This window comes from Sphingobium sp. WCS2017Hpa-17, assembly GCF_031843765.1.
In the GTDB taxonomy this organism is placed as follows: Bacteria; Pseudomonadota; Alphaproteobacteria; order Sphingomonadales; family Sphingomonadaceae; genus Sphingobium.
On record NZ_JAVTIV010000001.1, the window covers coordinates 571,067 to 597,103 of the forward strand.

Below are 26,037 nucleotides of genomic sequence, written 5' to 3' on the forward strand. Positions count from 1 at the left end.
CCCAACTGACAGACATCTTTCGAAGAGGCTCGACGAGCGATGGCCGAATTTGCGTTGCCCAAGAACAGCAAGATCAGCGGCAAAGGCGTGACCCACCCCGCGCCCGCCGGCGCGACCAATGTCCGCAGCTTCAAAGTCTATCGCTATGATCCCGACTCCGGCCAGAATCCGCGCTACGACACGTTCGAGATCGACCTCGACCAGTGCGGCCCGATGGTTCTGGACGCGCTGCTGAAGATCAAGAATGAATATGATCCGACGCTGACCTTCCGCCGGTCCTGCCGTGAAGGGATTTGCGGTTCCTGTTCGATGAACATGAACGGCCGCAACGGCCTGGCCTGCACCACCGCGATCGACGAATGCGCCGGCAAGGATGTGAAGATCACGCCGCTGCCGCACATGGACGTCATCAAGGATCTGGTGCCGGACTTCACCCATTTCTACGCGCAGTATAACTCGATCCAGCCCTGGCTGAAGACCGTGTCGCCGCCGCCGTCGGGCAAGGAACGGCTCCAGTCGCCCGCCGACCGCGAAAAGCTGGACGGCCTGTACGAGTGCATCCTGTGCGCCTGCTGCTCGACCAGCTGCCCGTCCTACTGGTGGAACAGCGACAAGTTTTTGGGCCCGGCGATCCTGCTTCAGGCCTATCGCTGGCTGGCTGACAGCCGCGACGAGTATACCGGCGAGCGTCTGGACGATCTGGAAGATCCGTTCCGCCTGTACCGCTGCCACACCATCATGAACTGCGCGAATGTCTGCCCCAAGGGCCTCAGCCCTGCCAAGGCGATCGCCGAAACCAAGAAGATGATGGTCGAACGGCAGCTGTAACTTGGCAAGCGACGGTGTTGCAGGCGGGCAAACGCTGACCGAAGGGAGATGGACGGGCTGGACCGCATGGTCCGACCCGCATCCCGATACCTTTCTCCAGGCGATCGGTCGCGGTTATATGCGCGCCGAAAGTGCCACGAAGGCGCTGGTGGGGCTGGAAACGCGGTCCAGTCATCGCAACCGACTCGATACGCTGCATGGTGGTTTCCTCGCTGCCTTTGCCGATCATGCCTATTTCGGCGGCCTGTGGGCGCTGGGGCATAAGGAGCAGGTCAATGGCGTGACCGTGGACCTGTCCATGCAATATCTCGGTGTTGGCAAGGTCGGGCCGGACCTGTTCGCGGAAATTGAGATGTTGCGTGAAACCGGGCGACTCTTCTTTCTGCGCATGCTCATCACCCAGGACGGTCAACCGGTCGCGGCGTCGACCGCGACCGTGCGCAAGCCATCGCGGCCCAGATGACCAGCGTCATCGCCCGCTACGACGCGCTGGTGCAGGCCGGCGAATTGCGGCCTGATCCGGATCAGCGCGCCGCGGCCGAACGACTCGACCAGTTGCAGCAGGAACTGGAAGCGGCGCCGGCGCGTGGATCGACGCTGTGGAAACTGCTGCGCAAGCCGCCCGCGCCGCCACGCGGCCTCTATATGTGGGGTGGGGTAGGGCGCGGCAAATCGATGCTGATGGACCTGTTCTTCGACACGGTTCATGTCCAGCGCAAGAAGCGCGCCCATTTCCATGAATTCATGCTCGACGTCCATGCGCGGCTGGCTGAAGCGCGCAAGTCCGAGACGGGCGATCCGATCCCGCCGGTGGTCGAGTCGCTGGCAGACGAGGCACGGCTGCTTTGCTTCGACGAGATGGTCGTCAACAACATGGCCGACGCGGCGATCATGTCGCGGCTGTTCACGGGATTGCTGGAAAAGCGGGTGACGATCGTCACCACATCCAATCGCGAGCCGGACGAACTTTACAAGAACGGTCTCAACCGCCAGCTTTTCCTGCCTTTCATCGACCTCATCAAGGTGAAGCTGGACGTAATGACCTTGAACGGTCCGGTGGATTATCGCCGCGACCGTCTGGGCGACGCGACTTTGTGGCATTGCCCCAACGGACCGGAGGCGACGAAGGCCCTGTCCGACGCCTTCTTCCGCCTGACCGACTTTTCGGTCGAGGACCGGTCCAAGGTGCCGTCGGAAGAGATCGTCGTGCAGGGCGGGCGCACAATGCATGTGCCCAAGAGCCTGAAGGGCGTCGCCGTCTTCTCCTTCAAGCGGCTGTGCGTCGAGGCGCGCGGGGCGCCGGACTATCTGGCGATCGCGCGCAAATATCATACGGTCATCATCGTCGGCATCCCGGTGCTGGGGCCGGAAAAGCGTAACGAGGCCGCGCGCTTCGTCACGCTGATCGACTCGCTGTACGAATATAAGGTGAAGCTGCTTGCATCGGCCGATGCCGAACCCATGCGCCTCTATCCCGAAGGCGACGGCGCGTTCGAATTCGAGCGGACCGTGTCGCGCCTCATGGAAATGCAGTCGGACGATTATCTGGCACTCGGCCACGGGCCGAAATAAGCGGTCGGGCGTCTGTCCCGCCAATCACACGCATGAAACGACTCGTCGCCGGGCGGAATCCGCCCGTCCCATGTCGTGCGCTCCGTTCATCAGGACGCAATCTTATGGTGGAAAAACAGGTCGGGTGCCGTCGATCACGATGGCACCCGACAGGATACCTCTGCAGGGAAGGCTGAGGACCAGGGTAGAAGCCCTCAGCGACAGGGTGTGAATCGGGCTTAATGCAATTGCGAACGAATTGCAAAGATAATTTGCCTTCGAGGGATTTCGCCGGTTGAAACCCCTGTTCGAAGGGCGTAGGCGGACCAGCAATTCCAGTAGTTCAAGACTTGGAGGATGATTGCATATGGCCCGTAACAAGATCGCGCTCATCGGCGCAGGCAATATCGGCGGCACACTGGCGCACCTCGCGGCGCTCAAGGGTCTGGGCGATATCGTCTTGTTCGACGTCGTAGAGGGCGTGCCGCAGGGCAAGGCGCTCGATCTGTCGCAGTGCGCATCGGTCGAAGGCTTCGACGCGAAGATCACCGGTTCGAACGATTATGCCGACATCGCGGGCGCGGACGTCATCATCGTCACCGCCGGTGTGGCGCGCAAGCCGGGCATGAGCCGCGACGACCTGCTGGGCATCAACCTCAAGGTCATGAAGGCCGTGGGCGAGGGCATCGCCGCCAACGCGCCCGACGCTTTCGTCATCTGTATCACCAACCCGCTCGACGCGATGGTGTGGGCGCTGCGCGAATTTTCGGGCCTGCCGCACAACAAGGTCGTCGGCATGGCCGGCGTGCTGGACAGCTCGCGCTTCAACCATTTCCTGGCCGAAGAATTCGACGTGTCGGCCAAGGACGTCACCAGCTTCGTTCTGGGCGGCCATGGCGACACGATGGTTCCGGTCATCGAATATTCGACCGTTGCCGGCATCCCCGTTCCCGACCTGATCAAGCAGGGCCGTTCGACGCAGGAACGCATCGACGCCATCGTCAAGCGCACCCGTTCGGGCGGCGGCGAGATCGTCGCGCTGCTCAAGACCGGTTCGGCCTTCTATGCGCCCGCCACCAGCGCGATCGCCATGGCCGAAGCCTATCTGGGCGACAAGAAGCGCCTTCTGCCCTGCGCCGCGAACCTGACCGGCCAGTATGGCATCGACAATCTCTATGTCGGCGTGCCTGTGATCATCGGCAAGGACGGTGTCGAGCAGGTCATCGAGATCGAACTGAACGACGAAGCCAAGGCGAACCTCACCGTGTCGGTCGATGCGGTCAAGGAATTGCTGGAAGCCTGCAAGGGCATCGATCCCTCGCTGGCATGAACCGTTTTGCGCTCTGTCTGACGGCGGCGATCGCGATCGCCGTTCCGGGAACGTCCGTGGCCGAAACGGCTGCGGAACTTCCCGGCGCGGTGGCTGCGTTCCAGCGCGTCTGCCTGGCCGGCGGGGTTGACCCTGCCGCGCCGGCAGCGAAGCTGGCTGCCGCAGGGGGCGTGAAGGATGCGGACGTGACGATCGATGTGCCTGCACTGGCGATCTCGCGGACGATCAGCAAAAATTACGATTTCAGCAAGCCCACGGCGGTGGAGCAATGGTCCGGTACGGTCGATGGCCATGTCGCAAAGTTTGTGATCGCCAGCTTTCCCGAAAAGCGGCGCTATCCCCATCTTTGTGCGCTGGTGATCGATAATGCGGCTGCCAGTGCGCTGCCCTACGCCGATGATGTGAAGGCCGCATTCAAGGCCTTTGGCATCGGCACGAAAAGCACCAATCTCGTGCATTATTTTGAATATGCCGGGAAGGTCGGGGTGGATAATCATCCCGTCCGGGGTGAGATTTTCACGCGCTCGCAGGCGAGCGGCGCTGAAAAGAGCATGCATATTTACGTAGCTTATTAACAGACGATCGAACGCATCAAGAGGACGATAAATGGCTATTCTCATTGACAAGAATACCAAGGTCATCACGCAAGGGATGACCGGTGCCACCGGCACCTTCCACACCGAGCAGGCGCTGGCCTATGGCAGCCAGATGGTGGGCGGCGTGACGCCGGGCAAGGGTGGCTCCAGCCATATCGGCCTGCCGATCTTCGACACCGTTGCCGAAGCCAAGTCGAAGACCGGCGCCGACGCATCCGTCATCTACGTGCCGCCGCCATTCGCGGCCGATTCGATCCTGGAAGCGATCGACGCGGAAATCCCGCTGATCGTCGCGATCACCGAAGGCATCCCGGTTCTGGACATGGTCCGCGTGAAGCGCGCTCTGTCGGGCAGCAAGTCGCGCCTGATCGGCCCGAACTGCCCCGGCGTCCTGACGCCCGGCGAATGCAAGATCGGCATCATGCCCGGTTCGATCTTCTCCAAGGGTTCGGTCGGCGTCGTGTCGCGCTCCGGCACCCTGACCTATGAAGCCGTGTTCCAGACCACCAACGCTGGCCTGGGCCAGACCACCGCGGTCGGCATCGGCGGCGATCCGGTCAACGGCACCAACTTCATCGACGTGCTGGAACTGTTCCTGGCCGACGACGCCACCGAATCGATCATCATGATCGGTGAAATCGGCGGCGACGCCGAAGAGCAGGCTGCCCAGTTCCTGATCGACGAAGCCAAGCGTGGCCGCAAGAAGCCGATGGCTGGCTTCATCGCGGGCCGTACTGCCCCTCCGGGCCGTCGCATGGGCCATGCCGGCGCGATCGTGTCGGGCGGCAAGGGCGACGCGGAAAGCAAGATCGCGGCGATGGAAGCGGCCGGCATCAAGGTTGCTGCCAGCCCGTCCGAGCTGGGTTCGACGCTGGTCGAAGTGCTGAAGGGCTAACACAGCTCCTATATATGATGCGGCCGGGCTGCACCCCGGCCGCTATTCTCCCGCTCCGCGACTGCACGCGGCTGGGATGGGACTAGGGTAATGGGTTACGAGAACCAGGAATTCGAGACAGAGCGAGGCCCAAGCTGGGCACGCGACAACTGGCCGCTGAGCGACACTGACGATCTGACCGGGGCGATGGACCCGACCCAGATGCAGGTCGCCGTGAAGGCCGCCGCCAAGGCCGTTGGCAAGCCCGTGTCGGACACCGACGCCGTTGCTGCCGCTGACGACGCCATCCGCGCGCAGATGCTGATCCGCACCTATCGGGTGCGCGGGCATCTGGCCGCCAATCTCGATCCGTTGGGTCTGACCAAGCGTGACCTGCCGGCCGATTTGACGCCGGAATATCACGGCCTGACCGATCCCGCCAAGAAAGTCTATCTGGGCGGCACGCTGGGCGTGCAATATGCGACCGTGGCAGAAATCGTTGCGATCCTGCGCGCCAATTATTGCGGCAATGTCGGTCTGGAATATATGCACATCGCCGACGTGGAGGAGCGCCGCTTCCTTCAGGACCGGCTGGAAGGCAAAGACAAGGAAATCATCTTCACGCCGGAAGGCAAGAAGGCGATCCTGGCCAAGGTCATCCAGGGCGAGCAGTATGAAAAGTTCCTGGGCCGCAAATATGTCGGCACCAAGCGTTTCGGCCTGGATGGTGGCGAATCCATGATCCCCGCGCTGGAAGCGGTCATCAAATATGGTGGCTCTTCGGGCGTGCGCGAGATCGTGTTCGGCATGGCCCACCGTGGCCGCCTCAACGTGCTGGCCAATGTGATGGCCAAGGGCTTTCGCGTCATCTTCCACGAATTTTCGGGCGGCACTGCCAATCCCGAAGATGTCGGCGGTTCGGGCGACGTGAAGTACCATCTTGGCACCTCGACCGACCGTGAATTTGACGGCATCAAGGTTCACATGTCGCTGGTCCCCAACCCGTCGCACCTCGAAACCGTCGATCCGGTTGTTCTGGGCAAGGTCCGCGCGCAGCAGACCTTCCGCGACGATCTGGGCAAGCATGAGCAGGTTCTGCCCGTGCTGATCCACGGCGACGCCGCCTTCGCAGGGCAGGGCATCGTCTGGGAATGCCTCGGCTTCTCCGGCGTGCATGGCTATAATACCGGTGGCTGCGTCCACTTCATCATCAACAACCAGATCGGTTTCACCACCAGCCCGCAATTCTCGCGCGGCTCGCCCTATCCGTCGGACGTGGCGAAGGGTGTTCAGGCGCCGATCCTGCACGTCAATGGCGACGATCCCGAAGCCGTGACCTTCGCGACGAAGCTGGCGATGGAATATCGCCAGACCTTCCATCGCGACGTCGTGGTCGACATGTGGTGCTATCGCCGCTTCGGCCATAATGAAGGCGACGAGCCGGGCTTCACCCAGCCGCTGATGTACAAGGAAATCCGCCAGCATCCGCCGGTCAGCGACGTCTATTCGGCGCGGCTGAAGAATGAAGGCGTGGTGGACGACGACTATGTCACCAAGGTGACGGGCGATTTCGTCAATCATCTGGAAGACGAGTTCGAGGCGGCCAAGAGCTACAAGGCGAACAAGGCCGACTGGTTCGCCGGTCGCTGGTCGGGCCTGCACAAGCCTGCCGACGCCGAAACGTCGCGCCAGAGCGTCGAATCCGCGATCAGCAACAAGCTGTTCGACGGCCTCGGCAAGACACTGACCACCGTTCCCGAAGGCCATAACGTCCACAAGACGCTGAAGCGCGTGCTGGATGCCAAGGCTGAGATGTTCAAGTCCGGCGAGAATTTCGATTGGGCGACCGGTGAGGCTCTGGCCTTCGGTTCGCTGCTGTCGGAAGGCTATGGCGTGCGCCTGTCGGGTCAGGACTCCGGGCGCGGTACCTTCAGCCAGCGTCACGCGGTCTGGACCGATCAGGACAGCGAGAAGAAATATATCCCGCTCTCGACCGTACCGCATGGCCGGTTCGAAGTGCTGGATTCGCCGCTGTCCGAATATGGCGTGCTGGGCTTCGAATATGGTTTCGCCCTGGCGGACCCAAAGAGCCTGGTAATTTGGGAAGCGCAGTTCGGCGATTTCGCCAATGGCGCGCAGATCATCTTCGACCAGTATATCGCGTCGTCGGAAACCAAGTGGCTGCGTTCCAACGGCCTCGTCTGCCTGTTGCCGCACGGCTATGAAGGGCAGGGGCCGGAGCATAGCTCGGCCCGTCTGGAGCGCTATCTGCAACTCTGCGCGGAAGGCAATATCCAGGTCGCGAACATCACGACCCCGGCCAATTACTTCCATGCGTTGCGTCGTCAGATGCTGCGGCCCTTCCGCAAGCCGCTGATCATCATGGCGCCCAAGTCGCTGCTGCGTCACAAGGGCGCGGTCAGCAAGGCCGAGGATTTCCTGGGCCAGACACACTTCAAGCGCATCCTGTCCGATCCGAACGGTTCGGCCGACAAGGATACCAAGCGCCTGATCCTCTGTTCCGGCAAGGTATTCTATGACCTGATGGAAGCCCGCGATGCCGCCGGCGACAAGGATGTGCAGATCGTTCGTATCGAACAGATCTATCCGTTCGCGACCGAAGCTTTGGCCAAGCGCATTGAGCGCATGACCAATCTGGGAGAGGTCGTCTGGTGTCAGGAAGAACCGCGCAACAACGGCGCATGGTTCTTCGTGGAACCCTATATCGAGGAAGCGCTGGCCAATGCAGGCAAGGCGCCGATGCGCGCCCGCTATGCCGGTCGCAAGGCGTCCGCTTCGCCCGCCACGGGCCTGGCGTCGCGTCATGTGTCCGAACAGGGTGCCCTCGTCGCCGATGCGCTGGGTCACAGCGTTCGTGAAGAAATCCGTCGCCAGAAGAAAGGCTGATCAAGCTCATGGCTACCGAAGTTAAAGTCCCGACTCTGGGCGAATCCGTTACCGAAGCAACCGTGGGCCAGTGGCTCAAGAAGCCCGGTGAAGCCGTCAAGGTCGACGAGCCGATCGTGTCCCTCGAAACCGACAAGGTCGCGGTCGATGTGCCCTCGACCGTCGCCGGTGTCATGGGCGACATCATCGCCAAGGAAGGCGACACGGTCGAAGTCGGCGCGTTGCTGGCTTATGTGAACGAAGGCGGTTCGGCGGCTGCCGCGCCAGCCCCGGCCGCTGCTGCCCCTGCCGCCAAGGCGGAAGCCGCTGCGCCGGCTCCGGCTGCATCGGCACCTGCCGCTTCGGACGATGAAGAAGGCGGCAACCTGACCCTGTCGCCGGCGGTGCGCCGTCTGGTGCTGGAACATGGCCTTGACCCCAGCAAGATCAAGGGCACCGGCAAGGACGGCCGCCTGACCAAGGACGACGTCACCGCCGCTGCCGCCGCTGGCACGGCCAAGGCTGCTGCTGCCGCGCCTGCCGCCGACGCCCCGGCCAGTGCTTCGGTTTCTGGCCCGAGCCGCAAGCAGGAACGGGTCAAGATGACCCGCCTGCGCCAGACCGTCGCCAAGCGTCTGAAGGAAGCGCAGAACAACGCTGCCCTCCTGACGACCTATAACGACGTCGACATGACCAACGTCATCGAAGCGCGCGCCAAGTATAAGGATCTGTTCGAGAAGAAGCATGGCGTCCGTCTCGGCTTCATGGGCTTCTTCACCAAGGCCGTCTGCATGGCGCTGCGCGACATTCCGGGCGTCAATGCGCAGATCGAAGGCGACGAAATCGTCTATAACGACTTCGCCGACATCTCGGTCGCCGTGTCCGCGCCCACCGGTCTGGTCGTTCCGGTCATTCGCAACGCGGAAAGCCTGAGCGTCGCAGACATCGAAAAGACCATCGGCGGCTTTGGTAAGAAGGCCAAGGAAGGCAAGCTGACGATGGAAGATATGAAGGGCGGCACCTTCACCATCTCCAACGGGGGCGTTTTCGGCTCGCTGCTGTCCAGCCCGATCATCAACCCGCCCCAGTCGGCGGTTCTGGGCCTGCACCGCATTGAGGACCGCCCGGTCGTGCGCAATGGCGAGATCGTGATCCGTCCGATGATGTATCTGGCGCTCAGCTACGACCATCGTCTGATCGACGGTCGCGAAGCGGTCACCTTCCTCGTCGCGGTCAAGAACGCGATCGAAGATCCGACTCGCCTGCTGATCGACCTGTAATATTTACCGCTTAATGTCGCCCCGGCCTCGCGCCGGGGCATCTCCGCCCTTGAAAAGGGCCGGGGAAGTGCCAGTTCTGACTGGCATGACTGGAGAAGGGAAAACCCCATGTCCGATTTCGACTATGACGTCCTGGTAATTGGCGCTGGCCCCGGTGGCTATGTCGCCGCGATCCGCGCGGCGCAGCTTGGCCTCAAGACCGCCTGCGCCGAAAGCCGCGAAACGCTGGGCGGCACCTGCCTCAATGTGGGCTGCATCCCGTCCAAGGCGCTGCTGCACGCGTCGGAGCTTTATGACGAGGCCGCCAATGGCGCGCTCGCCAAGCTGGGCGTCAAGATCGACAAGATGTCGCTCGACCTACCGACCATGCAGGGCCAGCGCGTTGACGCGATCAAGGGGCTGACCGGCGGCATCGAATATCTGTTCAAGAAGAACAAGGTCACCTGGCTGAAGGGGCTCGCGAGCTTCACCGGCGCCAACACCGTCGAAGTGAATGGTGAAAAGGTGACGGCGAAGAATATCGTCATCGCCACCGGTTCGTCGGTCGCGCCGCTTCCGGGCGTGGCGGTCGACAATGCAGGCGGCAAGATCGTGGACTCCACGGGCGCGCTGGAACTGGACAAGGTTCCGGGCCATCTGGTCGTCGTCGGCGGCGGCGTGATCGGTCTGGAACTGGGCAGCGTGTGGAAGCGCCTGGGCGCCAAGGTCACCGTGGTCGAATATCTCGACCAGATCCTGCCCGGCATGGACGGCGAAGTCCGCAAGGAAGCCAACAAGATCTTCAAGAAGCAGGGCTTCGAGTATAAGCTCGGCACGAAGGTGACGGGCGCCGAAGTCGGCAAGAAGGGCGTGACCCTGACCGTCGAACCGGCCGCTGGTGGCGATGCTGAAAAGATCGAGGCCGACGTCGTCCTCGTGTCGATCGGCCGCCGTCCCAACACCGAAGGTCTGGGCCTCGACAAGATCGGTCTGGAATTGAACGCGCGCAGCCAGATCGAAACCGATCATGACTTCGCGACCAAGGTTCCGGGCGTCTGGGCGATCGGCGACGTCATCCCCGGCCCGATGCTGGCGCACAAGGCTGAGGACGAAGGCATTGCGGTTGCCGAGAATATCGCGGGCCTGACCGGCATCGTGAACCATGACGTGATCCCCTCGGTGGTCTACACCAAGCCGGAAATCGCGGGCGTGGGCCTGACCGAAGAAGCCGCCAAGGAAAAGGGCGCGATCAAGGTCGGCAAGTTCCCGATGATGGCGAACAGCCGCGCGAAGACCAACCACGAGCCGGACGGCTTCGTGAAGATCATCGCCGACGCCGAAACCGACAAGGTGCTGGGCGTGTGGATCATCGCCACCGTTGCAGGCACGATGATCGCGCAGGCGGCGCAGGCCATGGAATTCGGCGCGTCGAGCGAAGACATCGCCTACACCTGCCACGCGCACCCGACGCACAGCGAAGCGATCAAGGAAGCGGCCATGGCCGTGCGCGGCAAGCCGATCCATATGTGATCAGTTCGCCCATCGCGAAGATAAGGGAAGGGGCCTCCGCATTGCGGGGGCCTTTTTCTTTTTTGTAATTGGGGAACGGCGAGCGACGAAAGATAGCTGTTCCTTCTCCCTCTGAGGGAGAAGGATACGAAGCCTTACCGCGTAGGGGTTAGGCGGAGTTGGATGAGGGGGATTGGCGATGTGTTGGGCCATTTAGGTAAGGTTGTCTCCCCCTCACCCAGCTACGACTAGGCAGCAAGCTGCCAAGTCTGCGCAGCCTCGGCCAGAGGCACGTAACTCTGGCCGACCCTCAAGGGAGAGGGATAAGAGAATGGCCGTTCACGACCAGACGCGGACGCTCGCCTCTTCGGAATGCACCATTAAAAGCTGACATGCTCCAACTAGAAAATGCTGGTATATAGGCTGGCATGAGAACACTCATGCTTTTTTGTCTCTTCGTCGGATTTTCGGCCCTTCCGAGTCAGGGGCGAACGCAATCTGCTACCGAAAAGGCCTGCCGCGCAGGCATCTTCCCTGCCTTGGAAAAGGGAAGATTTTCGGGTTCTATCGATTGCCGTCGCGATCAACTTGAAATCAGAAAGGCAGGTGAAATCCGATCGGGCAGTCGTGCATTCCAGATTTACGACTATCGATACCGACTAGCACCGATTTGCCCAAAATGCGCAATTCATGGCGGCCAACGAATTATCATTTTGAGCGCTGGGCGTTATATTGGCCAGTATAAGCCTGACAGCGCCCAAGTTAGCGTTGAACGCAATACGCTTGTTCTTTCGCCTCGCAGCGGAGCAGAAGAATACGGCAAGGCATCTGCCATAAATTTCGGCCCCAACGGCCCGCCAAATCGAATTCAGTTTGATGGTGAAGAGATGAGCCTGTTCCGTTAACAAAGGGGCTGGCCCATAAGCTGCCAGTCCGCTCCCCACCCAAATAAGCCATAGCGCCCACTACTAGGGCCCGCCATCCTCGCCTTCGCCCGGTTGCGTCGGCGCGATCCTCGGCGGCGGCGCGCCTTCAGACGGTACCGGCGGGCGCTGATCAATCGGCAAGCGTATCTGCCCGCCACCGATATTCACCGTCATCCCGCCTTCATCCACGCCCAGCCCGACATTGCCGATCCCGGTTTCCACCGTCACATTGGCGATGGCGTTGACCAGATCGGGGTCTTGTTCGGCGTCGGACGTATCCTCGACCGGTTCGTTGATGGCGCCGCTCATGAAATTGCGCCAGATGCGCGCGGGCACGCCGCCACCGGCCGCGCCGCCGGGCAGGGGAGCGTTGTCGTCATTGCCGATCCACACCGCCGTCACCAGCCCACCGGCATAGCCCACGAAGATGGCGTCGCGGCTGTCCTGCGTCGTGCCGGTCTTGCCGAAAGTGCTGGTGCGCAGCGCCGCCGCGCTGCCGGTGCCGCGATTGGCGGCGGACGACAGCAGGTCGCGGATCATTTCCAACTGATCGTCGCTGAACTTGCGCTGGCGCTGCATCAATTTCTCGAACCAGCCCTGTTCCTCCGGCGGCAGGCCATGGGCGACCACCGGATAGGCGCCCGCCGCGACCGAAGCATAGGCCTCCACCAGTTCCACCAGCGGAATTTCCGACGTACCGAGCGCCAGGCTGAGGTCTTCGGTCAGCGGCGCGGTGACGCCCAGGTCGCGGGCGACCTTGATGACGTTATCGACGCCGACCTTCTGCGTGAGCCGCACCGCCGCGACATTGCTGGATGCGGCAAAAGCCTGACGCAGGGTGATGCGGCCGCGATATTTGCCGCTGTGATTGGCCGGGCGATAGGTGCCGGTGGTGATCGGCGTATCGTCGATCATGTCGTCCGGCGTCATGCCCGCGCGAAAAGCCGCCAGATAGACGAACAGCTTGAAGGTCGACCCCGGCTGGCGCTTCGCCTGCACCGCGCGGTTGAAGCTGCTCTTCTCGTAATTCTTGCCGCCGACCATGGCGACGACGCTGCCATCGGGCTTCATCGCCACCAAAGCCGCCTGCGCCCCGCCCAGCGGCGCGCGACGGATGGCAGCCTCCGCCAGCCGCTGGATACGCCAGTCGAGCGTGGTCACCACCTCCTGCTCGCCATAGACGGCGCCGGCCCGGTCGCGCGCCTGCGGCAGCACCCAGTCGGCGAAATAGGTGCCGCTGGTCGGATCGGGATCGTCATGCACGTTGAGCCGCACGGGGGGCAGGGCGTTGCGCTCCGCCTGGCTGATATAGCCGGCATCGACCATCGCCTGCGTTACCAGCGCGGCGCGGGTGCGGGCGCCTTTCAGGTTGGACGTGGGGGCCAGACGCGACGGCGCCTTCAGCAAGCCCGCCAGCATCGCCGCCTGCGGGATGGTCAGCCGGTCGGGCGATCGGTTGAAATAATGCAGCGCAGCGGCGCGCAGCCCATATACATTGTCGCCGAAATAGACGTTGGAGAGATATCTCTCCATGATCTGATCCTTGGTCAGCCAGGCTTCCAACCACATCGCGATCAGCGCCTCGCGCGCCTTGCGGCCGAAGGTGCGGTCGCTGGAGAGGAACACGCCCTTGGCCAGCTGCTGGGTGATGGTGCTGCCGCCCTGCGATGATCCATCCGACCAGAGATTATGCCACATGGCGCGCGCGATGCCGCGCGGGTCGACGCCCCAATGGCTCTGGAACCGACGATCCTCGATCGCCATGAACGCCTGCGGCACATGGGCGGGGAGTTCCGCGACCGTGACAGGCTTGTCGATCACCGCGCCGCGCCGCGCGATCAGATGACCGTCCGCCGACATCAGGCTGATCGCGGGCGGGGCGATGGGCTTCAGGGACCGCGACAACGGCGCCGTCACCGCCAGCCAGGCGATCAGGATCATCAGCACGGCCAGGCCGGCCGCGATGACCCATCCGCCGATCTGCAACCGACGGCGCCAGGGCGTGGGACGGGCGAAGGCGCTGGGCGGCCCTTCCCCAAAGGCGCGCGGCGGCAGCGTAGCGGGATCGGCAGGCGTGGACTCGGTCATCTCTTCATTCATGCTGTATTATTCATATCATACAGTCAAGCCTGTCCCGTGACGGGACAGGCCGAAATTAACCGCAAAATCGACTGGTCTAAATGGTAAATATTTCGTTAACCAAATATCATGCGAAACCGTCCCCTCGTCCTGACCACCGAGTCCGCCCGCCATCCCTTCCGCCAGCGGCTGCCCGCCCATGTGTTGCGCGTGGTGGAGGATGGTCCCGCCCGCCTGAAGCGGGTGCGCGACGACGACAGCGACTGGAAATTGTTCGGGCTGAGCTTCGCCGCCTTTTTCACGGCCTTTTACAGCTTCATTTTCTGACAGGCCGACCGGGGTCGTCCTGGTCAGTGGCATAGCGGCCCGTCGCATGCCTTGTGCAAGGTCCAGGCCATGGCCGCGCAGGGCAGGGTCAATATGGCGACAAGCAGCAACTGCATTACCACCGATACGCCCGCGATGCTGAGGCCGATGGCGCACAGCGATCCGACCACCATTGCGCCGGAATTTACGATATTATTGGCTGCGACGGTGCGTGCCGCCTCGCACTTCTCGACCGTGGTGGTCAGGAAGGCGTAGAGCGGCACCACGAACATACCGCCGAAGGTCGCTACGCCCAGCAGACAGAGCGACAGCGGAATGGCGAGCGGATGGGCAAGGAAGCCTGTCAGCGACAGCATCTGGCCGTCAGGGGCCGGCGTCCACAGATCGCACACGACGTGGAAAGCGACGATGCACAGGCCCATGCCGATGACGGAGGCGGGCGCATATTTGGCGGACACATGGCCCTGCAACAGCCGGTTGATCGCGATCGAACCGATGGCGATGCCGATCGAGAAGATGGCGAGGAACAGGCTGGCGACCGGCTTGTCGGCGGTCAGCACATTTTTCACCAGCGGCGGGAACTGGATGAACAGGATGGAGCCGACCGCCCAGAACAGGCTGATCGCCATGATCGCGAGGAACAGCCGGCGGATGTGCATCGTGCCGCGCACCAGCGTGATGGACGATCGGATGATGTGAAAGTCGATCGGCTGGGTTTCCAGCAATGACGGCGCCGACGGCACCTTGCGTCCGGCGATATAGCCGATCAGCGCAGTGACGATGATGCCGACCGCCGCCACCTGCACCGGGATGATGCCGGCCAGGATCGTGCCCGCCAATATCGCGATATAGGTGCCCGCCTCGACCAGACCCGTGCCGCCCAGCACTTCGTCGTCATGCAGATGCTGGGGCAGGATCGCATATTTGATCGGCCCGAAGAAGGTGGAGTGGATTCCCATTGCGAACAGGGCCGCCAGCAGCAGGGGAATCGCCAGCGTATGGATGGCGATGCCGCTCCAGATCAGCGCGAGTCCGGTCGCGCCCACCAGCATGATCCCGATTTCGGCCGCTTTCACCCATCGGATGATGACGGCCTTGTCCCGCTGGTCAGCCAATTGGCCTGACAGCGCGGACATGAGGAAAAAGGGCAGGATGAAGACGCCTGTGGCCAGCGCGCTGAACCAGGTTTCCGACCGTTCGTCGTTATAGACCTGGTAGACGACGAACAATACCATCGCGTTCTTGAACAGATTGTCGTTGAACGCACCCAGTAGCTGGGTGATGAACAGCGGCAGAAAACGGCGCTTGTTCAAGAGCCTGAGAGAGGCTTGCATGGAATAGAGTGTCTTCTTTCCCGTTAACGACCGTCGCGGGGTCTAGCCGCTGGCGGCGTCCATGTCCAATAGCGTTGAGCGGGATGCAGTCCTGCTTGTGCCACGACCCGGACTGTGGCACTTCGCGGCCATGCTGACGCTGCCCAATTTGCTGACGCTTTCGCGCATCTTCACCGTGCCGCTGCTGGTGGCGCTCCTGTGGCCGGCTGAGCTGGGTGCGCGCTGGACCACCGGCTATGCGCTGGCATTCGCCCTGTATTGCCTGATGGGCATCACCGATTATTTCGACGGTTATCTTGCGCGTGCGCAGGGGACCGTATCGAAACTGGGCGTGTTCCTCGATCCGATCGCGGACAAGATCATGGTCGGGGCGGTCATCCTGATGCTGGCGGCGACCCGCGATATCGCGGGCATCCATATCGCCGCGGCGATGATCATCCTGCTGCGCGAGATCGCCGTATCGGGCCTGCGTGAATTTCTGGCCGGCTTGCAGGTATCGGTGCCGGTGTCGCGCCTCGCCAAATGGAAGACGACTTTTCAGATCATCGCGCTGGGCGCGCTGATTCTCGCCGGCGCCGTGCCGCATTTCCCCTTCGTGCAGCTGGTCGGCATTGCGACGCTCTGGGCCGCGGCGATCCTGACGCTGATCACCGGCTGGGATTATCTGCGCGTCGGCATCCGGCACATGGACTGAGTCTGTGTTGACGCTGGTCTATTTCGCCTGGGTGCGGGAAAGCATCGGCCATGACGAAGAGCAGATGGAGCGCCCCACGCCGGGCACGACGGTCGCCGACCTGATCGCTACGCTCGCCGCGCGCGGCGGCGGCTACGCGCAGGCCTTGGCCGATCCCGCCAAGCTGCGCGCTGCAATCGACCAGCGTTTCGTGCCGCTCGACACCGTCATTGGCGACGCCAAAGAAGTGGCGCTCTTCCCCCCGGTCACCGGCGGATGAAGCGGGTCGCGATCCAGTCCGGCGATTTCGATGTCGCTGCCGAACTGGCTGCGCTCGAATCGCTGGGCGGCGGCGGCGTGGCCAGCTTCACCGGTATCGTGCGCAGCGAAGGCGGGTTGATTGCGCTGGAGCTGGAACATTATCCGGCGATGACCACCGCGCAGGTCGATCGTATCGTGGAGGAGGCACTCGCTCGCTGGCCGCTGCTGGGCGTCAGCGTCATTCACCGCTTCGGCCGTCTGGAACCGGGCGCGCGCATCGTCTTCGTCGGCGCCGCATCGCGCCATCGCGCCGCCGCGCTGGAAAGCTGCGCCTTCCTGATCGACTGGCTGAAGTCCGACGCGCCCTTCTGGAAGAAGGCGCATTTCGCCGACGGCGCGACCGCATGGGTGGAGGCCCGCGCCGAGGACGAGGCCAAAGCGAAGGGCTGGCAGGCCGAATAATAACCCGTTTGCTTCGAGTGAAGTCGAGAAGCGGCTAGCACAGCGCTTCACGTTTCTCGACATGCCTGAAACGAACGGAGTTGGTATCAGGCCGCCTCGGGCAAGCGGCAACTGGTCGCCGCCGCATCCCGCAAAATTCCCGACAACAGGCGGAATTCCTTCTCGCGCGGGCTGTTGCGTCGCCACACCAGTGCGATGTCGCGCGACGAGCGTTTCGAATCCAGCGGCCGCGCGGTGATGTTCGTATGCTCCAAAATTCCGCCCGCGATCGCCATTTCGGGGATCATCGTCACGCCCAGCCCATTGTCGACCATCTGGATCAGCGTGTGCAGCGACGTGCCCATCATCGTCGTGCTGGCACGCAGATCGGGCCGATTGCATGCCGCCAGCGCATGGTCCTTCAGGCAATGCCCGTCCTCCAGCAGCAACAGCTTGCTCTCGTCGATCATGTCCGGGTCGATCCATTCGGGCGGATTGGTTGGCTCGTCCTTGGGAAAGGCGACATAGAGCCGGTCCTGGAACAATATCTCGCTCTCCATGTCGCCCATGGGGAAGGGCAGGGCCAGCAGCACGCAATCGACATTGCCATGGCGCAGCGATTCGATCGCCGCCTGGCTCGTTTCCTCGCGCAGATAGAGCTTCAGTTCCGGCCGTTCGCTCCGCAACCGGGGCAGCAGGCGCGGCAGCAGGAAGGGGGCGATGGTCGGGATCACGCTCATGCGCAGTTCCCCGCTCAGCGGCTTGCCCGAAGCCTGCGCGATCGCGGCGAGTTCCTCCGCCTCGCGCAGCACGCGATGCGCTTTCTCTACGATCCGGTCGCCCAGCGCCGTGAAACGCACCACCCGCCGCGTCCGCTCCACCAATGTCACGCCGATCAGCGATTCCAGTTCGCGGATGCCCGCCGACAAAGTCGATTGCGTGACGAAGCAGCTATCCGCCGCCTTGCCGAAATGCCCCTGTTCCTTCAGCGCAACCAGATATTGCAGCTGTTTCAGCGTCGGCAGGTAACTGGACATTTATCGGCTTCCTCGATCAGAAAGCCGAATATAAGAGTCTCAGCCGATAAATCCAAGCCATTTGCCCACGCCGAACAGCGACGTCAGCGTCAGCACCACGCCGACCGCCGAAAACAGCGTACGCGGCGCGACATGCCGGGCCAGCATCGCGCCGAACGGCGCCGCCACCACGCCGCCGATCAGCAGGCCGACGGTATAGGTGGTGAACGCTTCCCAGCCCAGATGCAGCAGGAAGGTCAGGCTGATCGCGGTGGTCAGGATGAATTCGACCGTATTGACCGTGCCGATCGTATGGCGCGGGCTGGACCCCTGCAACAGCAGGTTGGACGTCACCACCGGACCCCAGCCGCCACCGCCGGTCGCGTCCATGAAGCCGCCGACCAGCCCCAGCGGCGTCACCCATTTGGGATCGCGCGGCTTGGGCGGCAGGTGAAAGCCGCGCCAGATCAGATAGAGGCCGATCGACGCCAGATAGACCTGGATGAACGGCTTGATCACGGCACTGTCGATGTTGGACAGGATATAGGCGCCGGTCACGCCGCCGATGACGCCGGGAATGATCAGTTTGGAAAACAGCTTCCAGTCGACATTGCGGTGCAGGATATGGCTGATCGCCGATACGCCGGTGGTGAAGGTTTCGGCGACATGGACGCTGGCCGACGCGCGGCTGGGCGGCACGCCCAGCGTCAGCAGCAGGGTGCTGGAAATCACGCCATAGGCCATGCCCAGCGCGCCGTCGATGACCTGCGCCCCGAATCCGACCAGGATGAAGGGCCAGATATCGCCGAAATTGGCGATCAATGTGTCGATCATCCGCACCCCTTCATTTCATTATCTTGAATTGTCTACTCTCATGATTGGAATATCCCGGGCCGCCAAGCAAGTTTCTATTTATGGCGCAAAAGCGGGCATGACGTCACCATCTGGAAAAGTTCCGGCCATTCCCTTATATGCGTTGCTCATAACAACGGTTGAAACGATCAGGGACGTTCGCATGGTGCGCAACCTCATTGCCTATCTGGATTCGGTGAAGAGCCGCGATCCTGCGCCCCGGTCCCGCGCCGAAATCCTGCTTTATCCCGGCGTCTGGTCGCTCGGCTTCCATCGCGTGGCGCATCGGCTCTACCGCGCCGACCTCTTCTTCCTCGCCCGCGCGGTCAATCATCTGTCCCGCTTCCTGACCGGCAACGACATTCATCCCGGCGCGAAGATCGGCAAGCGTTTCTTCATCGACCATGGCTTCACCGTGATCGGCGAGACGGCGGAGATTGGCGACGACGTCACCCTCTACCAGAATGTGACGCTGGGCGGCACCGATCCGGCCAACGGCATCGCCGGCAAGCGCCACCCGACGCTACATGACGGCGTGATCGTCGGCTCCGGCGCGCAGGTGCTCGGCCCGATTCAGGTCGGTGCGCGCGCGCGCGTCGGCGCCAATGCGGTGGTGACCAAGGATGTGGCCGAAGCCGCGACCATGGTCGGCATCCCGGCCCGCGCAATGCTGGTGGACGTGACTGCCTATCAGCGTGACTTCATGCCCTATGGCACGCCCTGCACCGACTGTTTCGATCCGGAAAAGCAGAAGCTGGAGCTGCTTCAGTGCGAAGTCGAGCAGTTGCAGAAGCGTCTGGCCGAGCTGATGGCGGAGCGGCAGACGCCGGTCTTCCCCGATGACGACGCATCGCTGTTCAGGGAGCGCGGCCGGGCCTGATGACCAATGTGACGCCGTTTCCACAGCATGGGGCGGGCAGTCAGGTCGGATTCGACCGGCTGGAATTGCAACGGATCATGGATCTGTACGGCCGGATGGTATCGGCCGGCCACTGGCGCGACTATGCGATGGACATGGGGCGGGACGCCGCGATCTTCAGCGCCTTTCGTCGCTCGGCCGAACGCCCCGAATATCGCATCGAGAAGCGTCCCGCGCTCCGTCATCGCCAGGGCATGTGGGCGCTGGTCGGCGAAGGTGGCCAGATATTGAAGCGCGGCCAGGAATTGCAGGGCGTGCTGGCGCCGGTGGAGCGCAAGCTGCTGCGGATCGTCGAGGATTGAGGGGCGGGGAAGGCTGGGGAGTGGACGGTCCGCATTTTGGAGTGATGACGGGCGATAGCGGACGATGCGCGGAAAAATCGTTCCGCAACAACCGCCTCAATTGCGGACGTTAGCAACCTCGCTAAAGTGGGGTCCGATGGTGAGCGTGCATAAAACTGAAAAAACGGCCCAAGTGGCTCTGGTCGCCCTGTTCCGAGCTTATAAAGTTGAGGGTTTGGAGAGTCTTCGGCCTGACGAGATTGCTGGACGAATCGGATACAAGAAGTCGCAACAACTTGATGAGGCGGTGCTGCTTTATTTGATAAAACAAGGATGGGCGTCACAAGCAGGATCGGAATTGGCCCTCTCTGCATTGGGTCGCATGAAGGCGGAACAGATACTCGATAGGTAGGTAAAAAGGTCCGCTTTTGCGCAGACTGCGTCATTCAGCCTTTTACATGCGTCCAGAATGAACGTCCGGTTTCAAGGGGCAGGATTATCTGGCGGAATTGCAACAAATGGTCGTAAGCCGTCATTGCTTACCCCTCTCCCCTTGGGGGAGAGGGCTGCGCAGACTTGGCAGCTTGCTGCCTAGTCGTAGCTGGGTGAGGGGGCAGCCTCACAGGAATCATCTGACCTCGCGCTATTCCCCCTCATCCAACTCCGCCTAACCGCTTCGCGGTAAGGCTGCGTATCCTTCTCCCTCCGGGGGAGAAGGATGTCCCACATCCCCCTTCCAATGTAGGATAATCTTTGATCTATCTTTTCGGATGAACCCGACCGATACCCGCCTTTCACGCCCTTGCCCTATGACCCACCTGTCGCGTCGGTGGCGCGCCAGCGGGACCCGACAGGCGCCTATCCATGATGCAAGGGACACCCTGATGGCGCATGGGTGGCGCGTCGCCGTCGCTTTGATGCCGCATGACCGGCGCAAAAGCCTCAGAAAGACAGGCCAGCGACGGTGTGAACTTCGCTGCCCTGACCTGATCGTGACTTTACTGTGACCCTGCGCGCCCTCTCAAACCGCTGCCCGGTCCAGATAGGGCAGGCGCTGCGTCACCGCATCCGGCAGGCCGTGGACGATCCGCGCGCGGGCATGGTGCCACAGGGCGGACAGCAGCAGCAGCGCCGATCCGATCACCAGCGCGGTCAGTGCCCAGGACAGTTCCACCGCGCCCGCCTGCCGAAACAGCGCGTAAAGGGCGAAGAGCACATAGGCGAGGCTGGACACCAGCAGCGCCCTGCGGTCGATCGCCAGCGCCACAAGGCCGAAGGCAACATAAAGCGCTACCACCAGCACGGCGCGGCCGGCACTGATCTGGTCGGCATCCAGCACGCCCAGCAGGCGGAACAGCGAATGGGCGATCATCGGCGCAGCGGCCAGATGCAGCCAGAAGGCGACGTCGGACCGGCGCGTGGTCCGCGCCCGGTCGCTCATGTCCCATGTCATGGCGAGCGCGAAGATGGCGAGGCCGGCGGCCAGCAACAGCAGGAAGGGAAGAATATCGTTGTCGGGCACCGCCGCCAGTACCAGCGTCACGCCTACGCCGGCCGCTGCGGCGGCGCCGACCGCTACGGTGATCGGCACCATGAATCGGCGCCAGTGCAGCCAGGCGGCCAGCGCGCCGGCGGCCGCCGCGACGCACAGGATCATCGAAGCCAGGCTGTCGCCCGCATCGGGAAACATCTGGATGCCAATGGCGCCCACGGCACAGGCAACGCCGCCGACGAAGCCGACCAGCAGCAGGATCGAGGGCAGCGCCATGCGCCGCGCCCGCGTGAAATATTCGGCCAGCCCCCAGCTGACAGCGGCGACCAGCAGGCCGGACATGAAGACCGGTTGATGATCCGGCGCCCCGAATCGCAGGGCGTTGCCGAGCCAGCCGACCGCGACCAGCAGGATGACGCTGGCGATCGCCACGAAGATATCGTTGAAGCCGGTCAGCAGCCGGAAATGCTCTTCATCGACCAGCGGCGTGGCGCGCAGCCCCGCCACATGATCGCGCAATGCCTGCGCCGCTTCGGGGCGGATCGCACCCGCCGCTACGGCATCCTGTAGATCGCTCTCGCTATACATCGTCCGGCTCCTCAGCCTGTTCGCTGAGTGGGATTCTAGCACTACTGTATTAATACATCAACACAGTAGATTTTGGCCTTTTTCCGTGGCTCGACCGGTGTTAGCGCCAATGGAGATAGAAGAGAGGAGACATCGTTCATGACCCTGCCGACCTTGCTGGAGGGGCGCCTGTCGCTGCCGCTGATCGGATCGCCGATGTTCATCATCTCGCAGCCGGCGCTGGTCATGGCGCAATGCCGCGCCGGGATCGTCGGTGCCTTCCCCTCGCTCAACGCGCGGCCATCCGGCATGTTCGAAACATGGTTGCTGCAATTGCAGGCGGAACTGACTGACGCCGACGCGCCCTTCGCCGTCAATCTGATCGTCCACCGCACCAATGCCCGGCTGGAGGAGGATCTGGCGCTCTGCGTCAAATATCGGGTGCCGATCGTCATCACATCGCTCGGCGCGCGGGAGGATGTGAACGCTGCGGTCCACAGCTATGGCGGCATCGTCCTGCACGACATCATCAATGACATGTTCGCTCGCAAGGCGATCGAGAAGGGGGCGGATGGGCTGATCGCGGTCGCGGCCGGGGCGGGCGGCCATGCCGGCACCCTGTCGCCCTTCGCCCTGATTCAGGAAATCCGCCAGTGGTTCGACGGGCCGCTCGCCCTGTCCGGCTCCATCGCCACCGGCCGCGCCATCGCGGCGGCGCGGATGATGGGTGCGGACCTCGGCTATATGGGATCGCCCTTCATCGCCACGGCGGAGGCCAATGCCGATCCCGCCTACAAGCAGATGATCGTGGACAGCCAAGCCGCCGACATCGTCTATTCGGACGTCTTTACCGGGGTCCACGGCAATTATCTGCGCCCCAGCATCGTCGCGTCGGGCCTTGATCCCGATGCACTGCCGAAGGCAAAGGACATGGATTTCGCGGCCATGACCGGCGGCGACAAGAAGGCGTGGCGCGACGTGTGGGGCTGCGGTCAGGGCATTGGTGCAGTCGACAAGGTGCAGCCGACCGCCGATTTCGTCGCCGGGTTAAAGGCGGACTACCGTGCGGCTGTCACCGGCCTCACCCTTTAGGAAGGTGCGCAGTTCGCCGATGAAGCGATCGAACTGGTCATGGTGCAGCCAATGGCCGGCGTCGGCGAACTCGACCAGCCGGGCATCGCTGAAGTGGCGGATGCGCCCGTCCTTTTCCGGGTTGGACGCCCAGCTGTCGCTGCCCAGGCACAGCAAAGTGGGGCAGGTGATGCGCTGCCAGAAAGCGGGCAGTTCGTCGTCGCTGCCGGCCTGCGGCGCCATGCCCTTCAGATAGGGGTCGAACTTCCAGCTATAGCTGCCATCCTCGTTCCGGTTGACGCCATGGCTGGTCAGATGGAGCGCCTGCTCCACGGTCAGATGCTCGTTGCGTTCGCGCATGCGCCCGATCGCGGCCTCGATGGTGGGATAGCGGCGCGGCGCCTTGCGGGCGCTGGCGCGGCGGCCGTCGATCCATTCGCGCCAGACGTCGGGGGAGGGCTGCTCCGCCTTCTCCTTCAGGCGCTGCGGCGACAGGCCCAGCCCCTCGATCGCGACGAGCTTGCGCACCCGGTCAGGAAACAGCCCGGCATAGCGCAGGCTGATGGCACCGCCCAGCGAATGGCCGACGATGGTGACGGGCGGCCGGTCCAGCAGGTCCACCAACTGCGCCAGGTCATAAACATAGTTGGCCATCATATAGGCGCCGTCCGGCGACCAGCCGCTGTCGCCATGGCCACGCAGGTCAGGGGTGATGACATGATAGTCCCGCGACAGAGCGCGCGCCGTCCAGTCCCAGCTGCGCGCATGGTCGAACCCGCCATGCACCAGGATCAGCGTGGGCGCCGACGGATTGCCCCAGTCGAGATAGTGCAGCCGAGTCCGCAATGACGTGAAGAAATGCGAAGTCGGCGTCGGGGCCGGCGATATGTCCGTGCGGTCCTGCATAAAGACCCCATTGGCGAACTGCGCCGACGTTGCAAGCAAAGAGCGACGAAAAAATGCCGCTTTTCCAATATTTCGTGGCAATTGCTGAAAAATAACCTCAGCAATCGCGAAGTAATATATCCGGGCCGGCAGGGGCGATGCGCATGGTGCTGGCGACGATGCGGGCAAGGTCGGCCTGCCGGAATGGCTTGTCCAGCCGGGGGCGCTGGGATGCATGAGGGGGCAGTTGGGCAAAGCCGGTGATGATGATCACGGGCAGGCCGGGCAGCATTTGCCCGATCGCATCGGCCAGTTGCGCGCCGGTCATGCCCGGCATCGCATGGTCGGTGACGACCAGATCGACGCGCCCCTGTTCCAGCAGGCGCAAGGCATCCGCGCCGGACGAAGCCTGAAACACGGTATGACCCATTTCCTCCAGCATACCCGCCGTGTTGGTCAGCACCAGATCGTCATCGTCCACCGCCAATATCACCAGCGGCGTGTCGCTTTCTGCCAGCTCCTCGCTGAAGCTGACGATTGGCAGCATATCCGCATCGGCTTGCGCCACCGGCAGCCAGAGCGACACGGATGTGCCCTGTCCGGGTTCGCTGGCAATGGTCAGCGATCCGCCGCATTGCTGCGCGAAGCCATGCACCATCGACAGGCCAAGGCCGGTGCCTTTGCCCACGCCCTTGGTGGTGAAGAAGGGTTCGCGCGCGCGCTCCAGCGTCGCGGCGTCCATGCCTTCGCCCTCATCGACCACGGACAGGCGGATGTAGGTGCCGGCGTTTAGATCGGGCCGCTCTCCCTGCGCCAGGATCACTTCGCTCGCCTCGACGATGATGCGGCCGCCGTCCGGCATTGCATCGCGCGCATTGACCGCCAGATTGAGCAGCGCCAACTCCAGCTGCGCGGCGTCGGCATGGGCGGCGCACATCACCAGCGGGAAGCGCGTCTCGATCGCCGCCGCCGTGCCCAACGTCGTGCGGAACAGTTCGGCCATGCCCTGCACCAGCGCGATGCAATCGACGCTTTGCAGCTTCAATTCCTGTTTACGCGCAAAGGCCAGCATCCGCTGGGTCAAAGTTGCGCCGCGATCCGCCGCCGTCATCGCATTGTCGAGATAGCGGCTGATGTCGCCGCCGCTCGCCAGTTTCTGCCGGGCGAGGTCGAGGCTGCCGACGATCACCGCCAGCAGATTGTTGAAATCATGGGCGACACCACCGGTGAGTTTGCCGATCGCATCCATCTTCTGCGTCTGGATGATGGCATCGCGGGCCTCGTCCAGCGCGCGCTGCGTCTCGCGCCGCTCGGTCAGGTCGCGCGTGATCTTGGCAAAGCCCAGCAGTCGGCCGTCGGGGGTGCGAATGGGGTCGATCACGACATTGGCCCAGAAGCGTGATCCGTCCTTGCGGATACGCCATCCCTCCGCCTCGAACCGGCCCGCGGTTTCGGCGGTGTGCAGCGCGCGGGAGGGGAGGCCGGCCAGACGGTCTTCCTCGCTGTAGAAACGCGCGAAATTCTGGCCGACAATCTCCTCTGCGCTATAACCCTTGAACCGCTGGGCTCCCATGTTCCAGCTGGTCACGGTGCCGACCGGGTCCACCATATAGATGGCGTAATCGGTCACGCTCTGTACCAACAGGCGGAACCGTTCCTCGCTCTCGCGCAAAGCCTCCTGCGCGGCACGCCGTTCGGTCAGGTCGCGCGTGACCTTGGCAAAGCCCAGCAATTGTCCGTTGGGCGCGAGGATCGGATCGATCACGACATTGGCCCAGAAGCACCCGCCATCCTTGCGGACGCGCCATCCCTCTGCCTCGAACCGGCCCTCATGCTCGGCGGTTCGGAGCGCGATGGCAGGGATGCCGGCGGCCTGATCTTCCGCCGTATAGAAGCGGGAGAAATGCTGGCCGATAATCTCGTCCGCCTCATAGCCCTTGAACCGGCGTGCGCCCGCATTCCAGCTGGCGACGATGCCGCTGGGGTCGAGCATGAAAATGGCATAGTCCGTGACGCTTTGAACCAGCAGTTCGAAGCGGTTGCCTGATTCTTGGTTGGTGGCGGTAATCATCAAGTCCCC

Annotated in this window: 25 protein-coding genes; 18 read left to right on the top strand and 7 right to left on the bottom strand. The window is 62.9% G+C overall.

What is annotated here, in order from left to right:
* Positions 1–39 precede the first annotated feature (39 nt).
* From RQH62_RS02720 to RQH62_RS02765, 10 genes are all read left to right on the top strand, one after another.
* Positions 40–828 (top strand): succinate dehydrogenase iron-sulfur subunit, encoded by a 789-nt coding sequence (locus RQH62_RS02720; RefSeq protein WP_311267192.1) that lies wholly within the window; start codon positions 40–42, stop codon positions 826–828.
* 1 nt (position 829) lies between these two features.
* Positions 830–1,291, top strand: a complete 462-nt coding sequence (locus RQH62_RS02725) for a PaaI family thioesterase (RefSeq protein ID WP_311267193.1) — start codon at positions 830–832, stop codon at positions 1,289–1,291.
* Positions 1,288–2,400 carry a cell division protein ZapE gene (gene zapE, locus RQH62_RS02730; RefSeq protein WP_311267194.1) on the top strand — a complete coding sequence of 371 codons (1,113 nt, stop codon included), beginning with the start codon at positions 1,288–1,290 and terminating at the stop codon, positions 2,398–2,400. Before RQH62_RS02725 ends, zapE begins: the two co-directional genes overlap by 4 nt.
* Positions 2,401–2,746: 346 nt before the next feature.
* Positions 2,747–3,709, top strand: a complete 963-nt coding sequence (mdh, locus tag RQH62_RS02735) for a malate dehydrogenase (protein WP_311267195.1) — start codon at positions 2,747–2,749, stop codon at positions 3,707–3,709.
* Positions 3,706–4,284: a hypothetical protein gene (locus RQH62_RS02740; RefSeq protein WP_311267196.1), complete on the top strand. Its 579-nt coding sequence runs from the start codon at positions 3,706–3,708 to the stop codon at positions 4,282–4,284. The genes mdh and RQH62_RS02740 overlap by 4 nt, the downstream gene beginning before the upstream one ends.
* 31 nt (positions 4,285–4,315) lie before the next feature.
* Entirely contained in the window at positions 4,316–5,200 is an 885-nt protein-coding gene (gene sucD / locus RQH62_RS02745; protein ID WP_311267197.1) for a succinate--CoA ligase subunit alpha, read from the top strand.
* 90 nt (positions 5,201–5,290) lie between these two features.
* Positions 5,291–8,086: a 2-oxoglutarate dehydrogenase E1 component gene (locus RQH62_RS02750; RefSeq protein WP_311267198.1), complete on the top strand. Its 2,796-nt coding sequence runs from the start codon at positions 5,291–5,293 to the stop codon at positions 8,084–8,086.
* A gap of 8 nt (positions 8,087–8,094) precedes the next feature.
* Complete coding sequence (odhB, locus tag RQH62_RS02755; RefSeq protein WP_311267199.1) at positions 8,095–9,345, top strand: 2-oxoglutarate dehydrogenase complex dihydrolipoyllysine-residue succinyltransferase; 1,251 nt, start codon at positions 8,095–8,097, stop codon at positions 9,343–9,345.
* A 108-nt stretch (positions 9,346–9,453) separates the two neighbouring features.
* Positions 9,454–10,854, top strand: a complete 1,401-nt coding sequence (gene lpdA / locus RQH62_RS02760) for a dihydrolipoyl dehydrogenase (protein WP_311267200.1) — start codon at positions 9,454–9,456, stop codon at positions 10,852–10,854.
* 407 nt (positions 10,855–11,261) lie between these two features.
* Positions 11,262–11,738: a hypothetical protein gene (locus RQH62_RS02765; RefSeq protein ID WP_311267201.1), complete on the top strand. Its 477-nt coding sequence runs from the start codon at positions 11,262–11,264 to the stop codon at positions 11,736–11,738.
* 63 nt (positions 11,739–11,801) lie between these two features.
* On the opposite strand, the gene RQH62_RS02770 is transcribed toward RQH62_RS02765, so the two are convergent.
* A complete protein-coding gene (locus RQH62_RS02770; RefSeq protein WP_311267202.1) occupies positions 11,802–13,859 on the bottom strand; it encodes a transglycosylase domain-containing protein in 2,058 nt (685 codons plus the stop codon).
* Positions 13,860–13,967: 108 nt separating this feature from the next.
* Here RQH62_RS02770 and RQH62_RS02775 point away from each other — a divergent pair, with 108 nt between their 5' ends.
* On the top strand, positions 13,968–14,165 hold the full coding sequence (locus RQH62_RS02775) for a hypothetical protein (protein ID WP_184270852.1): 198 nt from the start codon (positions 13,968–13,970) through the stop codon (positions 14,163–14,165).
* A 23-nt stretch (positions 14,166–14,188) separates the two neighbouring features.
* On the opposite strand, the gene RQH62_RS02780 is transcribed toward RQH62_RS02775, so the two are convergent.
* Entirely contained in the window at positions 14,189–15,499 is a 1,311-nt protein-coding gene (locus tag RQH62_RS02780) for an MFS transporter (RefSeq protein ID WP_311267203.1), read from the bottom strand.
* Positions 15,500–15,629: 130 nt separating this feature from the next.
* Between RQH62_RS02780 and pgsA the strand changes: the two genes are divergently transcribed.
* Genes pgsA through RQH62_RS02795 form a run of 3 tightly spaced genes read left to right on the top strand, consistent with a single transcriptional unit; the run spans position 15,630 to position 16,895 of the window.
* Positions 15,630–16,193, top strand: a complete 564-nt coding sequence (gene pgsA / locus RQH62_RS02785) for a CDP-diacylglycerol--glycerol-3-phosphate 3-phosphatidyltransferase (RefSeq protein ID WP_311267204.1) — start codon at positions 15,630–15,632, stop codon at positions 16,191–16,193.
* 4 nt (positions 16,194–16,197) lie between these two features.
* The gene (gene moaD / locus RQH62_RS02790) at positions 16,198–16,452 is read left to right on the top strand and encodes a molybdopterin converting factor subunit 1 (RefSeq protein ID WP_311267205.1); all 255 of its coding nucleotides are present in this window, start codon (positions 16,198–16,200) and stop codon (positions 16,450–16,452) included.
* Positions 16,449–16,895 carry a molybdenum cofactor biosynthesis protein MoaE gene (locus RQH62_RS02795; RefSeq protein WP_311267206.1) on the top strand — a complete coding sequence of 149 codons (447 nt, stop codon included), beginning with the start codon at positions 16,449–16,451 and terminating at the stop codon, positions 16,893–16,895. Before moaD ends, RQH62_RS02795 begins: the two co-directional genes overlap by 4 nt.
* Before the next feature lie 86 nt (positions 16,896–16,981).
* On the opposite strand, the gene RQH62_RS02800 is transcribed toward RQH62_RS02795, so the two are convergent.
* Both RQH62_RS02800 and RQH62_RS02805 read right to left on the bottom strand, forming a co-directional pair.
* On the bottom strand, positions 16,982–17,911 hold the full coding sequence (locus tag RQH62_RS02800; protein WP_311267207.1) for a hydrogen peroxide-inducible genes activator: 930 nt from the start codon (positions 17,909–17,911) through the stop codon (positions 16,982–16,984).
* Between the two features lie 39 nt (positions 17,912–17,950).
* Positions 17,951–18,724: a sulfite exporter TauE/SafE family protein gene (locus tag RQH62_RS02805; protein ID WP_311267208.1), complete on the bottom strand. Its 774-nt coding sequence runs from the start codon at positions 18,722–18,724 to the stop codon at positions 17,951–17,953.
* A gap of 181 nt (positions 18,725–18,905) precedes the next feature.
* Between RQH62_RS02805 and epsC the strand changes: the two genes are divergently transcribed.
* From epsC to RQH62_RS02820, 3 genes are all read left to right on the top strand, one after another.
* Entirely contained in the window at positions 18,906–19,622 is a 717-nt protein-coding gene (gene epsC, locus RQH62_RS02810) for a serine O-acetyltransferase EpsC (protein WP_311267209.1), read from the top strand.
* Positions 19,622–19,963, top strand: a complete 342-nt coding sequence (locus RQH62_RS02815; RefSeq protein WP_311267210.1) for a DUF2794 domain-containing protein — start codon at positions 19,622–19,624, stop codon at positions 19,961–19,963. The genes epsC and RQH62_RS02815 overlap by 1 nt, the downstream gene beginning before the upstream one ends.
* Before the next feature lie 136 nt (positions 19,964–20,099).
* Entirely contained in the window at positions 20,100–20,354 is a 255-nt protein-coding gene (locus RQH62_RS02820; protein WP_311267211.1) for a hypothetical protein, read from the top strand.
* A gap of 609 nt (positions 20,355–20,963) precedes the next feature.
* Here RQH62_RS02820 and RQH62_RS02825 read toward each other — a convergent pair.
* A complete protein-coding gene (locus RQH62_RS02825; RefSeq protein WP_311267212.1) occupies positions 20,964–22,022 on the bottom strand; it encodes a hypothetical protein in 1,059 nt (352 codons plus the stop codon).
* A gap of 138 nt (positions 22,023–22,160) precedes the next feature.
* On the opposite strand from RQH62_RS02825, the gene RQH62_RS02830 reads away from it, so the two are divergent.
* Positions 22,161–23,093, top strand: coding sequence for a nitronate monooxygenase family protein (locus RQH62_RS02830; RefSeq protein WP_311267213.1), 933 nt, complete (start codon positions 22,161–22,163; stop codon positions 23,091–23,093).
* Here the strand turns inward: RQH62_RS02830 and RQH62_RS02835 are convergent.
* Together RQH62_RS02835 and RQH62_RS02840 are read right to left on the bottom strand one after the other, a co-directional pair.
* Positions 23,049–23,978: an alpha/beta hydrolase gene (locus tag RQH62_RS02835; protein ID WP_311267214.1), complete on the bottom strand. Its 930-nt coding sequence runs from the start codon at positions 23,976–23,978 to the stop codon at positions 23,049–23,051. The two genes, RQH62_RS02830 and RQH62_RS02835, sit on opposite strands and share 45 nt — an antisense overlap.
* Positions 23,979–24,075: 97 nt before the next feature.
* Positions 24,076–26,028: a PAS domain S-box protein gene (locus tag RQH62_RS02840; RefSeq protein ID WP_311267215.1), complete on the bottom strand. Its 1,953-nt coding sequence runs from the start codon at positions 26,026–26,028 to the stop codon at positions 24,076–24,078.
* Positions 26,029–26,037: the final 9 nt, after the last annotated feature.

Coding starts and splice junctions, on each gene's coding strand:
- RQH62_RS02720 (WP_311267192.1), top strand. CDS start 40: ATGGCCGAATTTGCGTTGCCCAAGAACAGCAAGATCAGCGGCAAAGGC.
- zapE (WP_311267194.1), top strand. CDS start 1,288: ATGACCAGCGTCATCGCCCGCTACGACGCGCTGGTGCAGGCCGGCGAA.
- mdh (WP_311267195.1), top strand. CDS start 2,747: ATGGCCCGTAACAAGATCGCGCTCATCGGCGCAGGCAATATCGGCGGC.
- RQH62_RS02740 (WP_311267196.1), top strand. CDS start 3,706: ATGAACCGTTTTGCGCTCTGTCTGACGGCGGCGATCGCGATCGCCGTT.
- sucD (WP_311267197.1), top strand. CDS start 4,316: ATGGCTATTCTCATTGACAAGAATACCAAGGTCATCACGCAAGGGATG.
- RQH62_RS02750 (WP_311267198.1), top strand. CDS start 5,291: ATGGGTTACGAGAACCAGGAATTCGAGACAGAGCGAGGCCCAAGCTGG.
- odhB (WP_311267199.1), top strand. CDS start 8,095: ATGGCTACCGAAGTTAAAGTCCCGACTCTGGGCGAATCCGTTACCGAA.
- lpdA (WP_311267200.1), top strand. CDS start 9,454: ATGTCCGATTTCGACTATGACGTCCTGGTAATTGGCGCTGGCCCCGGT.
- RQH62_RS02765 (WP_311267201.1), top strand. CDS start 11,262: ATGAGAACACTCATGCTTTTTTGTCTCTTCGTCGGATTTTCGGCCCTT.
- RQH62_RS02770 (WP_311267202.1), bottom strand. CDS start 13,859: ATGAATGAAGAGATGACCGAGTCCACGCCTGCCGATCCCGCTACGCTG.
- RQH62_RS02775 (WP_184270852.1), top strand. CDS start 13,968: ATGCGAAACCGTCCCCTCGTCCTGACCACCGAGTCCGCCCGCCATCCC.
- RQH62_RS02780 (WP_311267203.1), bottom strand. CDS start 15,499: ATGCAAGCCTCTCTCAGGCTCTTGAACAAGCGCCGTTTTCTGCCGCTG.
- pgsA (WP_311267204.1), top strand. CDS start 15,630: ATGCTGACGCTGCCCAATTTGCTGACGCTTTCGCGCATCTTCACCGTG.
- RQH62_RS02795 (WP_311267206.1), top strand. CDS start 16,449: ATGAAGCGGGTCGCGATCCAGTCCGGCGATTTCGATGTCGCTGCCGAA.
- RQH62_RS02800 (WP_311267207.1), bottom strand. CDS start 17,911: ATGTCCAGTTACCTGCCGACGCTGAAACAGCTGCAATATCTGGTTGCG.
- RQH62_RS02805 (WP_311267208.1), bottom strand. CDS start 18,724: ATGATCGACACATTGATCGCCAATTTCGGCGATATCTGGCCCTTCATC.
- epsC (WP_311267209.1), top strand. CDS start 18,906: ATGGTGCGCAACCTCATTGCCTATCTGGATTCGGTGAAGAGCCGCGAT.
- RQH62_RS02815 (WP_311267210.1), top strand. CDS start 19,622: ATGACCAATGTGACGCCGTTTCCACAGCATGGGGCGGGCAGTCAGGTC.
- RQH62_RS02820 (WP_311267211.1), top strand. CDS start 20,100: ATGGTGAGCGTGCATAAAACTGAAAAAACGGCCCAAGTGGCTCTGGTC.
- RQH62_RS02825 (WP_311267212.1), bottom strand. CDS start 22,022: ATGTATAGCGAGAGCGATCTACAGGATGCCGTAGCGGCGGGTGCGATC.
- RQH62_RS02830 (WP_311267213.1), top strand. CDS start 22,161: ATGACCCTGCCGACCTTGCTGGAGGGGCGCCTGTCGCTGCCGCTGATC.
- RQH62_RS02835 (WP_311267214.1), bottom strand. CDS start 23,978: ATGCAGGACCGCACGGACATATCGCCGGCCCCGACGCCGACTTCGCAT.
- RQH62_RS02840 (WP_311267215.1), bottom strand. CDS start 26,028: ATGATTACCGCCACCAACCAAGAATCAGGCAACCGCTTCGAACTGCTG.